Below are 12,067 nucleotides of genomic sequence, written 5' to 3'. Positions count from 1 at the left end.
TCTCCAAGCCTGATTCAAGATATTTGTCGAGGCATAGTTCAACCGACTTACGGTTGAGGTCAAGCTTATCTGCTATGGCAGTAACTGAAATACCTTCTGCTGTAAGTAGTATAATCTTTGCCCTTTGAACAGTGCGCACCATTTCTGTTCTTGAGCTTGTTATATCGGTCAATCTGCTGACTTCATCGGCACTGAGATTGATACAGGAATATTTTGATGGTCTTGCCATAACTTGCACCTCCAACGTTTATGGTACAAGTATAGCACAAAAAGTCATGTTTTACCAGTTAATTTGAAAACGTTATACTAGATGTAATAAGCTCTTATATATCAAGGAAATGTATCTGCTTATAGAATATCATGTGAAGACAAAAATTGTATTCGATTAACTGTCAGAGGTATATAAAATCTTGTCTTTGAACTGATAGAGCATGTACCTTAAGAGTAATATGAAAAGTGATGAAATGCCCTGATTTACTAGTAGATTCAACCACCTACCTGACGCACTTAAGGTCATTCCGACCATCTAAGCCCAAAATCTATATAATCGGCAATGCCGGCGGTTGTTCTTTGGAACGGGTCGATTGTGACCATGTTCCTTTATCCGGTGTCATTTTCGAATCCACGATTCCCCTCTATTTTATCACCAAAACAGAGTGAAAATTATCCGATGCCAAAATTCAAAAATGGTTTCAAATGCGCGACCTAGAGCATACGAGAAAACAAGCATATATGCAACTTCTTAAGAAAAAGCAACAGGAAGATGAACAGAAGATAACAGTAATCTTCCATCCATGAGTTTATGGTGATGATATTATATTTATTCAAAAGTAAGTAAACTTGTAGTTAATTCTATGTGGTTCTCAACTTTCCCTACATTGCAGATTTCTATTGAATATCACTGCCTGTAAAATTTGTTGCATTTCTATATCAAATTTATAAGACTGAGATTTTATATTCTGAATGTATTCTAAAAAATATTTCCCAGAAAACATCAAAAATGATTAAAAAATAAAAATTATTCATCATATTATTTTAAAGTATAGGATTAGATTATTTTTTAAAATTTGAAAGAAAGGATTTATCGAGATTTGATGTCAGGAAGAAAATAAGAAATGAGGATTAGCCTATGTCAGATTTCATATTAGAGTATGATATGCTAGAATCCATTGCAGCATATTCGAAATCCTTAGGAAAACGGGCAGGAGAATATGAGGAAAGTCTTGAAAAGAAAATGATAAGTGGTATTGCAAGTATTACGGGCCCCTCTACCGGCTACCTGCAGAGTGCAAGTGATTCTGTCAGGGATAAAGCCAATGCTTTAAATCAAAAATCTGATGTTTTCTATCACTATGCAGAACAGATTACAAATCTGCTTGAAACCGCAGAACGAATTGACCAGGAAGTTGCAGATGCCATCACTGCTCAAAGAGAGTATTTCCTGGACCATCATAAATCCCTGCGCCTTGATGACTGGAAGACGAAATTATTGGGTTTGTTAGTGGATTTGAAAAACAGTATCCCTCTCTTGGGAACTATTGCCGATTTACTGGAGGGGCTTAATACTGTCATAGAATCACTGGGAGATTCTATCAGGCATTGGTATGAATGTGAGGGAGGAAAGTATGTTATTGGGGAAATCGCAGCCATTGCGGAAGCATGTTTGGCAGTAGCGGTATTTGCCGCTACATTTCCTATCTCAACTTTCACTGGCTTTTGCCTTGCGGTTGGATTCGGAATTGCTGCATTGAACAGCTGTGTCAATGTAAAAACTTCCTATAAGGCGACAGAAGCAGCAATGGACGGAAACCCGGCGTTGGCAGAAATCTACGGTAAACAGGATACACTATCGGATGTATTACGCCAGAAAAACTATGGGAATGGAACAATGAATGACTTGTCCAACTTTACTGCAGGGGCTTTGGATGTAACGGAGGCTGTTTGCATTACCGTTGGAATGGCGGGACAGATAGTAAATTTATTCAAAAAATCTTACAATTTACTAAAATATAGGAAGTCATTAAATTATTCCGGCTTGCAAAATAATTTAGAGAATGTTATAAAAGAGGAGTATAAGAATACAAAGAACATAGGTTTAGCGGATAATGCTAGTGTAGTGGGAGTATTGAAAGAAAGTGCAGAGCCTATTAATGGATTCAAAGCTGACTCAGCTTTTGAAGCGATGTCATCTGGTGCAGTAGATGATATTTTAAGCAAGATTAGTGTTGAAGAGTACTTCCGTCTTGAAGAACTTGGTGAGAGTATGTATGATAGTTTTAGATTGATGGATGATGACTACATCAAAATTGCTAAAAATACGGATTTCTCATTAGAAGATTTGAAAGATATAAAAGAACATTTATTTATTAAACAACATATATTTTCAGATGGTTCTGTTAGATTATTCGATGCAAATTATTGGCAAGCAGAAGCATGGGATAGGCTAATTAAAGGAACTCCAGAGCCTAGCGATATTACGCTATTAAATCATGAACTCTTTGAACTGAAGTATATGAGAGACAATAATGTACCTTATGAAATTGCTCATGCTAAAGCTAACGAATTGTTTAATTGGTCAAAAGAAGTATTTGGAAAGTAGGTGATATTATCGGATTATCAGTTTCTATAAGAAAAAAGTATGAAGATGGCAATGCAGTAGTGTATCAGTATGGAGAACAAGGTAGGTTATATGGTGAGTTTAGAATTAATAAAGAAACCTATGAAATTATACAATCACGAGTAAGTGATAGTGAAATTGACAGGGTAATGTATCTTTCTTCAGCTTCAAAAATATTGAAACTTATAAAAAAAGGTGAGGAACTACCCGACATGACAAGTTATAATTCATAGAACTATATACGGAGGACAATAGTGAGAAAGGAATGGATAGATATAATACCTCAAATAGCAAATGACTTTGATAGTATACATCAAATAAAATGTCCTAATTGTGGTAAGAATGAGATGGAATATATATACATTGGAGATAAGAAAACAAAAATTGGATATTTACAAATTTGGTGTAATGAATGTTTAAAAGGAATTTATGTTAGTAGAGCAGTGGCACCCCAAAATGCTAGGTTTGTTACTTATGATGATGATTTAAAAAATATAGTTCCAAAATATGAATTTATCGAAGGATAAGTTTGGTAAAGTGATTTTCAGCTCATTAAAATTTCTAGGCAAAGAACATAGGTTTAGCGGATGATACCGGTGCAGTGGGTGAATTGGAAAAGAGTGCAGACCTTATTAAGGGTTCGGGGCATACAATAAGTACTTCTGGTGAGGGCTTTGGCAAATTAAAATCAATGTCATCTTTAAATAAAAGGCAGCATGAACTTCTTGAATTACTTAACGAGCCAGGCACTACGACTATAATTTCTAAAAAATCAGTTTCAATGAACGATTTACGCCAGTTAACAGGGGTAACAGGGGACGAATTTAATATGTTTACCCAAAGGCGGTCAACGATTAATATTTAGGGGTCAAGGAAACCGAATTAGAGTGTCACAAGAAATGTATGATGATTTAATTAATGGTGTTTATGGGAAATTTTCTGGACATACTCATCCTTTTGGGTATTCACTTGAACCTGGTCCAGCAGATGAACCATTTTTGAAATTGTTAGGTCAAAAAAGAAGTTCCGTTTGCGGTGCTGAGGGTGATGTGTGGTTACCCTTTGGACAAGAGCCTTGGTTAACTGAGGACATTAGACAGGAAATTAGACGTGAAGCTATGGCAAAACTATATAGGGGCAATAATAATTAAGTTTGGAGGCTAATAATGAATGAAAATTTAGTTAAAAAAGATATAAAGTGTGATTATGATATGGCTATCAAAATTGCAAAGGAGACATTTGAGAAAAATCATCCTAAAGAATTGCAACCCAAATGGTTGGAAAAATGTATGTCAATTGACGGAAACAGAGATGAAAATAATAATTGGCAAGTTAAAGTAACATTATTACCTAAAACTATAAAACCTAATTTTCATTGGAAATGGAGAAATGGCTCTCTTATATTAGTTGAAGTTGATTCAATAACAGGAATAGAGTATATTGTTATTAGTGATGGTCCAGAAGAAGCTATTGAAGTTATTTTTAAGGTGGAAGTTGACCTTGCTATGAGTTTGACAAAAATACTTGTGGATATTGATCTGAACACACTTGATTGGACTAAGTATATAGAAAAGAGATAATAATGTATACTTTGAAAGAGGTATAGTGTTCTCTTGATATTGTCAAGGAGCTTGTGGAGCTTTTTCCGTAAATTAAGGCACGGAAGTTTCTTTTTAAAACAAAATAAGAGAACTTTTGTAATTAAAAACCATTGGGTTAACTTGCCAGAATTAATACAAAGATTTTATGAACAACTCATAATGGATTTTACTATTATACAACCATTCAATTGGACTCGTTTCTGAAGATGAAATTATTGTTTTTTCTGTGTTTGACTGGGGCGTTATTGAGGAACTTAAAAAGCCCATGCCATAAATCTTGATTCTACTTTCGGTTCTTTATAAATGGTCTAGGAGCATATGTCATATTCGATTGTGATATTAAATCTAATATAAAATCATGAAATTTACCCCATATACAACAAATAACTCTGAGAATTTATAGAATGCACCCTAAACGCCGGAACAGCCGGTGTTTTTTTGCTGAAAGGCTGTGTGACCATCCATACGTCATTAACCTGCAATATTTTCGATCCTACTGTTTTGAAGAAGGAGACAGAATTGTAAAAACTGGAACAACAACCTTACTTTAAAATCAGTCTCAATTTTAGTAAATAAAAATGATAAAAATTCATCTGAAAGTAAAACAATATGTCATATTGTATATGAATATAAGTAACATAAATTGTTGAACCAATGTTATAAAATTACAATAATTTAAGCCCAAATTATAAATTGAACTATTATATACATGTTTGAAAAGTTAGTAAGTATCAGTCAGTTTTAATACTGTAGTGAAAAGCAAGTGATAATACCCTGTTTAGTAATTCATCCTTAAAGTCATAAACAAAATGATAATAAGAAATGAGGATTAATGTATGTCGGATTTTATATTAGAGTATGATGTGTTAGAATCCATTGCAGCATATTCGAAATTCTTAGGAAAAAGGGCAGAGGAATATGAGGAAAACCTGGAAAACAAAATCATAAGTGGAATTGCAAATGTTACGGGCTCTTCTACCGGATACTTACAAAGCGCAAGTGATTCGGTCAGGGATAAAATCAATACTTTAAAGCAAAAATCCGATGCTTTCTATCACTATGCAGAACAAATTACAAATCTGCTTGAAACCGCAGAACGAATCGATCAGGAAGTTGCAGATGCCATCACAGCCCAAAGAGAATATTTTCTGGACCACCATGTATCCCTGCGCCTTGATGACTGGAAGGCAAAATTATTAGGTTTGCTGGTTGATTTGAAAAACAGTATTCCGCTCATGGGAACTATTGCAGACTTACTGGAAGGTCTTAATACTGTCATAGAATCACTGGAAGACTCTATCAGGCATTGGTATGAATGCGAAGGCGGAAAATATGTAATTAAAGAGATTGAAGCCGTAGCAGGAGCATGTTTGGCAATAGCAATATTTGCCGCTACGTTTCCGGTCTCAACTTTTGCTGGATTTTGTCTGGCTGTTGGAACTGGAATTGCAGCATTAAACAGCTGTGTCAATGTAAAAACATCCTATCAGGCAGCAAATGCGGCAATGGATGGAAATCCTGCATGGGCTGAAATTTATGGAAATCGGGATACACTATCGGACGTATTACGTCAGAAGAATTATGGGAATGGCATAATGAATGACTTATCCAATTTTACTGCCGGGGCTTTAGATGTAACAGAAGCCGTTTGTATTACTGTTGGAATGGCAGGGCAGATAGTAAGTTTGTTCAAAGAATCCTATAATCTGCTAAGATATAGTAGATCTATGAATTATTCCGGCTTGCAAAGTAATTTCGAGAGTGGTAGTGTAGAATTAGAGAACGTAATCAAGATGGAGTATAGGAATGCTGATAGCATCGGGTTACTGGATGAAGCTGGTGCGGCGGGTAAATTAAAAGAGGGTTTAAGCTACAGTGAGGGTGGCAGTGAAACAATCAATGGATTAAAAATTATTGATGGTAAAGTTGATGGAAAGATACCAATTGATGAATATAACAGATATAGAATTGAAAGTATCCATAATCCATCTTCTGACGCTATGACATTAGGAAAATATCGGCCAAGCATAAAAGCAGATGGCACTGAAGACTGGACAATAGCGGGGCCAGATTCCTATACTGTTAAAGCAGGGGATAACAAGTATTTTAGTTTAGGAGATGACTGGGGGAAAATTACTGATATATATGGATTAGATAGTAAGGGTAAAGATATGTTTAAATATTTTAATATTCCCGCATTAGATGATGCTGTATTGACAGGAAATGAGATACGATTTTCACATGATCCAAGAATTTATGGAGATTGTGCATTAAAGGATGAATGGTTATATTTGCAAAATAAATATGGTTTTAAAGATTTGTATAAGGAAGGAGAATTTTGGTATGCAATTAAATGATACGCTAAAAATGGCTATGAATGTAAGTGATAAGTTTAGAGAAAAACTGGGAAATAAATTTGATTATAGTGAAATATCTGATGTGGTAGATGATTCATCCCATAGAGCTTTTAAAATCAGATTTACTGCATATAATTATTTCATTGTTCTATTTAACTATGATTTAGATAGAATTGGGTGCAGCCTGGAATATGGAGAATATCACATATCTTTAAGCAATAGTCAGAAGTGGTATTCAGATGCTGATCTAGATGTGTTTTGTAATGAATTAATGGATGAATTAGAATTACGTATTCCAGATAAATTTTTGGAAGCTCATGGTTGGAAATAGTTTTGGAAAAATACAAAAATCACACGAATTATACTGACTATCTATATCAATATACATTAAACGCCGGACTTCCGGCGTTTTTTCTTTTATGGGAGCAAATATGCGCCCAATCTTTTAAACAGTTTAATTTTTACTACAGTTTTTAAAAGGAGAATTATAACTGCTGCCAAGACTGCTATATCTATAAAAATCAGCCTAAATATTTTAACTAAAAAGATGATAAAAATCCATCTAAAAGTAAAAATATATGTCATATTGTTGTAAATAAAAGCAACATATATTTTTGAAAAATTGTTATTAAATTACCAGAATTAAAAAACAAAACAGAATTTACATATGAAGCTATTTTATTGAGCAATAAAAGATTAATACTTAATCAAAATTAGTAAATAAGTGAATAAGTGAATTGGTAAATAAGTAAATTGATGAATTAGTGAATAAGTAAATTAGTGAATGGTGAATTGATGAATTAGTGAATGGTGAATTGGTAATCTGGCGAACCATTAAATACCAAACAAATCTTGATACTTCAATAGTACAAATCAAGCAGCAATAATACGTTATTAATCCACCCTGTAATATTAAACAGGAGGATTAAAATAAATAAAGGACTAATGAAAGGAGATTAACAAATGGCAGGAACCATTAAAATCACACCGGAGGAACTTAGATCAGCAGCAGGATTTTTAAAAGACAAATTGGATGCAATGACATCAGAAGCAAATCAATTAAAAGCAAGAATTGATACAGTTACATCCAACTGGGAAGGTGCGGCTCAATCCGCTTTTGTAGCAGAATTTACCGACAAAATGTGGCCGGTTTTAAGCAAGAATTTGCCGGAGCTTATAACCGGTATACAGGGTCAGCTGAATGCGACCGCGAAGACGATGGAAGATACAGATGCTGCAATCGCCAGTAAAATAAAATAGTAATTGTCTGAATGGGAAAGAGGCTGTAGCAAAATAGGAATATCTGGTTTTGTGACAGCCTCTTTTTGTCTTATTGAAAAAACAGTAAAGCAAATTGAAAATTGTTTATTGCGCCGTAATGGTTGTGATGGTTGTGATAATCGAAATATACTAAGAAAGAAATACAAAGAAAAAAATACCGCTAGAAAGTATTGTGGGGTTATAAAAGGAGGGAGAGTTATGCCGTGGGTGACTAAATTTAATCAGTATGCTTCAACAAAAATGAAGGAATATGAAAGGCTTGAAAATAATCTTATTGATAAACGGAAAAGGATTACAGATAAATTAACAGATGCGAGAAACTGCAAAGGGGCATTAAAAAACAAAGTTTACAATATGGGGGACTTATCAGGAGATTTTCTGATTAAATATGAAAATAAGCGGGATGACTATTTTGACAGATTTACACAGATTGATAATAGCTTTAATGCTTTTCTGAAAGATTTGAACGGGGCGATTTCGCAGTGCAATTCAAAAAAAGAGGAGTGGAACAGTAAAATCTATACCAGAGAGTGGGAAGAACCTGAGGAGGAGTATAATGTCGGAAATCAAGGTTATAAAAAATGGCCTTACTGATTATAAGGCATGTGTAAAAAAGGTTGAAGATAAATTTAGCGAGCTGGAACAGGTGGAAAGCAGCTTGCGTAAAAGGCTGCAGAACAAGGAATGGCAAGGAAAATCCCGGGACAAATGTGAAATTATGCTGACATTGACTGCCGCATATAAGAGAAAAATAAAAGAGATATTGGATGAGATGGACCGGAAGGAACAGGAATTACAGAAGAATGTATCTGATTTTACTTGGAAATCCGCTGCGGTTAAATCATTATAGGAGGAAACCTGTGAATTATAATGAATTATATGTACTTAACACTGCAATAGATGGAGAGGATATCTATTCACTGCAGAAGTTTTCAAGTAAAAGAATGTCGCTGGCGGCAGTGGAAATAGTAAAAGATATCTTGATAGAAAAAGGATTTTTGGAAGATTACAACACCTTAACCACAAAAGGATTATTAGAGGTAAGAAAGATAAAACAATTCAAGGACGCGAAGAAGTATGCAGAAGTTCTGAATATGGTAATTGGATTTATAGATGAGAAGGAAGCTGTTTTATTAACTGCAGATAGAAACGGGGACTATTTGTTTGCAATAATTGATCCTGGAAAAAATGTTGAAACGTTGATTGATACCTTTCCTGAATTGTTACAGCATATTGATGCGGCAGCTGAATCTCAATATGAAAATGATACCTGTGTGAGCTCAAGGGATCTATTAGGTGAATATAAAATTAATATACAAACAAGTTTTACTATTACTACGGTGGATATAAAAGCTGGAGAGAAATCCACCAAGGAGTTGTTTTTTGAAAGCGGCGGTAAAAGGTTTTATTATGATTGTGCAAACAACCTGCTGCATGAAAGAGACAGTGATGAATTAGTCAGCCTGCTTCGTAAAAGAATGGAGGTGGTTTAAATGTCTGCAGCCAATCAAAAAATAATGGTCAATCAAAATCACATGGACCTGATTTCGGCAGAATTTGATAAGTGTGCAAATTCTGTTGGAGAAATTATAACAGAAACAAAGAATATGAAGAATATTATGGCGGCAAATTATAAGGGGAGAGCCACTGCCGGATTAAATGATTATTTTACTGTATTGAATAATCATTTAGATGTATTAAAAATATGTTATGAACAATTGGCCGATTATACGATTATGGTCAGGGATGTAACGTTTTCTGTTGATAAAGCATTGGAAATATTTTATAATAAAGGAGGAGCAATCAAATGATTAAAGATTACAAATCCTATTATGACGAATGGTTAAACCACGAAAATGCATGGAACGGTTACAGTGCAAAGGAAATCTTTTCAGAACTCAAAGCTTCCTATGAACTGGCAGATCAGGCATCTTCTGCAATCTCTTCTTCAGGCTTGACAGGAATATCCTCTGCCCGTATCACTATCAGCAACAGTAAAATTCCAGAGCTGGAAGCACTCAGAGAAAAATTAACACTTTTTTGCAAGAAGATACACTTGGACGGGGAAGATATCATTGATGATGTTTTTAACTATGGAGTGATGAAAGCATTGGCTGACATTTATGCACTGAACCCAAGTGATATTAAGTGTAATTCAATGGGGACGGAGTACCAGTTGAAATCCATAATGGAAACAGTAATCACAGATCCGGCATTAAAGGCAGACTTTTCGAAAAAGGCCGGAAATTTAGATAAGGATAAATTGACAGACAGCCTGAAGGCAGGTTTATTAAGCGCAATCGGCAGGTATTATGACGGAAAAGTATCTCCTTATATGAAAAAAACATCCGGTTATGATATAAGTAATTTTAACGAAGACAGGGACCTGATTATAGAATATTATGAATATTTGAATCCTGCTGATGCCAAAAATATGAATCATTTTCTTGCGGCCCTTGCAAAAGACGGTGATAAACGATATCTGGAAGATATTAAAAATATCAAGTATATGGCTTATACTGCAAAGGAACCATATCGATTCGTATTTTTTAAATATGTGAAGGAATTAAAAATCGGCAATTATGATTATCATGGGAAAGACAGCAAGGGAAATGAAAACGCTCAATACTATGACAGCGGAAGTAAGAAATTATATATACGGTTACATGAAACAAATCCCAATGGCGTAAGCGATGAAGGAAGGGATGACCCCAGAGGGGCGTATGTTACATTTTTTCATGAAGTCGGCCATGCAATTGACGATATGAGCCTGAAGGATAATAAATTTTTATTTTTTACAACAAAGGTAAAAAATACTTCAGTAGACGGGGCGGGTGTAACAGTATTTGAATCTGCCGAAAATGATGTAAGGGAAAATATAAAAAACAGTGTTAATGAATATGTGGAGAAGAAGGGGTATCATCTTTCGAATACCAACCGGAATGCTGTTGTAAAAGCTCTAATGACGCCAAATTTCTCAGGCTTCCCAGCCAAGAGTACGGAAAAAAAAGTATATGATGCCATTATTTCTGCATATACTGCTGATTTCACAGCAAATGTTACAGAATCTACAGTATATAATGGAATTTCAGATATCTATGGAGGGTATACGGATAATAAACTGAAAGGTACATATGGCCATCCGGACTATTATTGGATTGATTCAGGCGGAAAGTTCGATGGATCGCAGGGAGAGGAATTATTTGCACATATATTTGCGAGATATATGACGTCTAATGATGAAGTAATTGAAGTGATGAAGGAATATTTTCCTTCTACAATATCTAATATGGAAAAGTTTATGAACGCACAGAAAGGAAATTAGAGGATGCTTAATAGAAAACGGTGGATTTCTGTATTGGTATTAATTTTATTACTCATTGGCGGTGTATTTTGGAAGCAGATTGGAGAAAAGATTATGGGAGAAGACAACAGAAAAGAAAACGGACTAAAGGATAAAGGTGCAGCTGAAAAAACAAAGGATGCGAGCGGCGATAAATTAGCAACCAGGGAATTTTTAATAAAAACCTTTCATGTAACAGATGAAGACATTAAGAAATACGAGGTAGAAGAGGTTGTCTCTGCTTTTGGATTAACGGAGGATTTCTTTATCCATGAGAAAGAAAACTTTAGCGAGCCATCGGATGTAGTAAGTGTCTTCGCAAGATTGCAGGAGGATTTTCATGAGCCGGTACCGGAAGGAAAGTTCGATTTTTCTTATTTATATAAAGCCAAGGAATTTAAGGGGGAATTTCCGGATGTTAAAACAATAAGCTACCTTGCTGCATCAAATTATATAGGTGATGGAGGCTCTTCGTTTGTAATTGACTTTAAAGACAATAAAATATATTATTTATATAATACTGCTTTTGTATATGAGGATATCCGCCGTGCAGATAATGTTGTGGAACTTACGGAAAAAGAACGGGATGAAGTATTAACTGCTCTGGAGAAAGCTGATATTGATAAATGGAATTATAGTTATATAAATGAGAAAGAGCCCAGTGGTGAGGTATTTTGGGATTTTGGCATGGAATTCGATAATGGTACAATCCTTTCTTTTAAAGGAAAAGGAGATACCGCAGATTCCTATCCGGAGCTCAGGGATGTAATCTTTGGTATTTCAAAGTAATAATTACGCAATCAGCATTTTCAGCTGAATACATCATGAACTTGAATCAGGTAAATTGCAGAATCCAATTTAAAGGTGG

General features: G+C 34.8%; 15 protein-coding genes. 14 read left to right on the top strand and 1 reads right to left on the bottom strand.

Annotated features, from left to right (window positions below; translation table 11 throughout):
• Window positions 1–229 (bottom strand): helix-turn-helix domain-containing protein (locus BUB77_RS15780; protein WP_139241204.1); only part of this gene is annotated, 229 nt, incomplete at its 3' end.
• A 1,005-nt stretch (window positions 230–1,234) separates the two neighbouring features.
• On the opposite strand from BUB77_RS15780, the gene BUB77_RS15775 reads away from it, so the two are divergent.
• The 14 genes from BUB77_RS15775 to BUB77_RS15705 all read left to right on the top strand — a co-directional run bounded on the left by BUB77_RS15775 (window position 1,235) and on the right by BUB77_RS15705 (window position 11,988).
• Complete coding sequence (locus BUB77_RS15775; RefSeq protein ID WP_170866665.1) at window positions 1,235–2,599, top strand: hypothetical protein; 1,365 nt, start codon at window positions 1,235–1,237, stop codon at window positions 2,597–2,599.
• Between the two features lie 272 nt (window positions 2,600–2,871).
• The gene (locus BUB77_RS15765; protein ID WP_084124315.1) at window positions 2,872–3,144 is read left to right on the top strand and encodes a hypothetical protein; all 273 of its coding nucleotides are present in this window, start codon (window positions 2,872–2,874) and stop codon (window positions 3,142–3,144) included.
• 74 nt (window positions 3,145–3,218) lie between these two features.
• On the top strand, window positions 3,219–3,482 hold the full coding sequence (locus tag BUB77_RS15760; protein ID WP_139241203.1) for a hypothetical protein: 264 nt from the start codon (window positions 3,219–3,221) through the stop codon (window positions 3,480–3,482).
• Between the two features lie 22 nt (window positions 3,483–3,504).
• Window positions 3,505–3,768 carry a hypothetical protein gene (locus BUB77_RS15755; protein WP_139241202.1) on the top strand — a complete coding sequence of 88 codons (264 nt, stop codon included), beginning with the start codon at window positions 3,505–3,507 and terminating at the stop codon, window positions 3,766–3,768.
• A 15-nt stretch (window positions 3,769–3,783) separates the two neighbouring features.
• Complete coding sequence (locus tag BUB77_RS15750; protein ID WP_073277611.1) at window positions 3,784–4,197, top strand: hypothetical protein; 414 nt, start codon at window positions 3,784–3,786, stop codon at window positions 4,195–4,197.
• A gap of 857 nt (window positions 4,198–5,054) precedes the next feature.
• Entirely contained in the window at window positions 5,055–6,575 is a 1,521-nt protein-coding gene (locus BUB77_RS30475; protein WP_242962529.1) for a hypothetical protein, read from the top strand.
• Complete coding sequence (locus BUB77_RS15740) at window positions 6,562–6,906, top strand: hypothetical protein (RefSeq protein WP_073277609.1); 345 nt, start codon at window positions 6,562–6,564, stop codon at window positions 6,904–6,906. The genes BUB77_RS30475 and BUB77_RS15740 overlap by 14 nt, the downstream gene beginning before the upstream one ends.
• A gap of 632 nt (window positions 6,907–7,538) precedes the next feature.
• Complete coding sequence (locus BUB77_RS15735) at window positions 7,539–7,835, top strand: WXG100 family type VII secretion target (protein ID WP_073277607.1); 297 nt, start codon at window positions 7,539–7,541, stop codon at window positions 7,833–7,835.
• 3 nt (window positions 7,836–7,838) lie between these two features.
• A complete protein-coding gene (locus BUB77_RS29940) occupies window positions 7,839–8,450 on the top strand; it encodes a hypothetical protein (protein WP_170866664.1) in 612 nt (203 codons plus the stop codon).
• On the top strand, window positions 8,413–8,706 hold the full coding sequence (locus BUB77_RS15725; protein WP_073277603.1) for a hypothetical protein: 294 nt from the start codon (window positions 8,413–8,415) through the stop codon (window positions 8,704–8,706). Before BUB77_RS29940 ends, BUB77_RS15725 begins: the two co-directional genes overlap by 38 nt.
• Before the next feature lie 10 nt (window positions 8,707–8,716).
• Window positions 8,717–9,349, top strand: coding sequence for a DUF5081 family protein (locus BUB77_RS15720; RefSeq protein WP_073277601.1), 633 nt, complete (start codon window positions 8,717–8,719; stop codon window positions 9,347–9,349).
• Window positions 9,350–9,667: a hypothetical protein gene (locus tag BUB77_RS15715; protein WP_073277599.1), complete on the top strand. Its 318-nt coding sequence runs from the start codon at window positions 9,350–9,352 to the stop codon at window positions 9,665–9,667. It abuts the gene before it with no gap.
• Window positions 9,664–11,181, top strand: a complete 1,518-nt coding sequence (locus BUB77_RS15710) for a hypothetical protein (protein WP_073277597.1) — start codon at window positions 9,664–9,666, stop codon at window positions 11,179–11,181. The genes BUB77_RS15715 and BUB77_RS15710 overlap by 4 nt, the downstream gene beginning before the upstream one ends.
• Before the next feature lie 3 nt (window positions 11,182–11,184).
• On the top strand, window positions 11,185–11,988 hold the full coding sequence (locus BUB77_RS15705; protein ID WP_073277595.1) for a hypothetical protein: 804 nt from the start codon (window positions 11,185–11,187) through the stop codon (window positions 11,986–11,988).
• Window positions 11,989–12,067 lie beyond the last annotated feature (79 nt).

It is taken from the genome of Anaerocolumna jejuensis DSM 15929 (assembly GCF_900142215.1).
Taxonomy (GTDB): Bacteria; Bacillota; Clostridia; order Lachnospirales; family Lachnospiraceae; genus Anaerocolumna; species Anaerocolumna jejuensis.
Note: the sequence above shows the minus strand (reverse complement) of the source record. Positions and strands in the feature narration are given on the sequence as shown.

What these genes read in the sequence shown, in the direction of transcription:
- BUB77_RS15775 (WP_170866665.1), top strand. Translation starts at nt 1,235, where the DNA reads ATGATAAGTGGTATTGCAAGTATTACGGGCCCCTCTACCGGCTACCTG.
- BUB77_RS15750 (WP_073277611.1), top strand. Translation starts at nt 3,784, where the DNA reads ATGAATGAAAATTTAGTTAAAAAAGATATAAAGTGTGATTATGATATG.
- BUB77_RS30475 (WP_242962529.1), top strand. Translation starts at nt 5,055, where the DNA reads ATGTCGGATTTTATATTAGAGTATGATGTGTTAGAATCCATTGCAGCA.
- BUB77_RS15740 (WP_073277609.1), top strand. Translation starts at nt 6,562, where the DNA reads ATGCAATTAAATGATACGCTAAAAATGGCTATGAATGTAAGTGATAAG.
- BUB77_RS15735 (WP_073277607.1), top strand. Translation starts at nt 7,539, where the DNA reads ATGGCAGGAACCATTAAAATCACACCGGAGGAACTTAGATCAGCAGCA.
- BUB77_RS15725 (WP_073277603.1), top strand. Translation starts at nt 8,413, where the DNA reads ATGTCGGAAATCAAGGTTATAAAAAATGGCCTTACTGATTATAAGGCA.
- BUB77_RS15715 (WP_073277599.1), top strand. Translation starts at nt 9,350, where the DNA reads ATGTCTGCAGCCAATCAAAAAATAATGGTCAATCAAAATCACATGGAC.
- BUB77_RS15710 (WP_073277597.1), top strand. Translation starts at nt 9,664, where the DNA reads ATGATTAAAGATTACAAATCCTATTATGACGAATGGTTAAACCACGAA.
- BUB77_RS15705 (WP_073277595.1), top strand. Translation starts at nt 11,185, where the DNA reads ATGCTTAATAGAAAACGGTGGATTTCTGTATTGGTATTAATTTTATTA.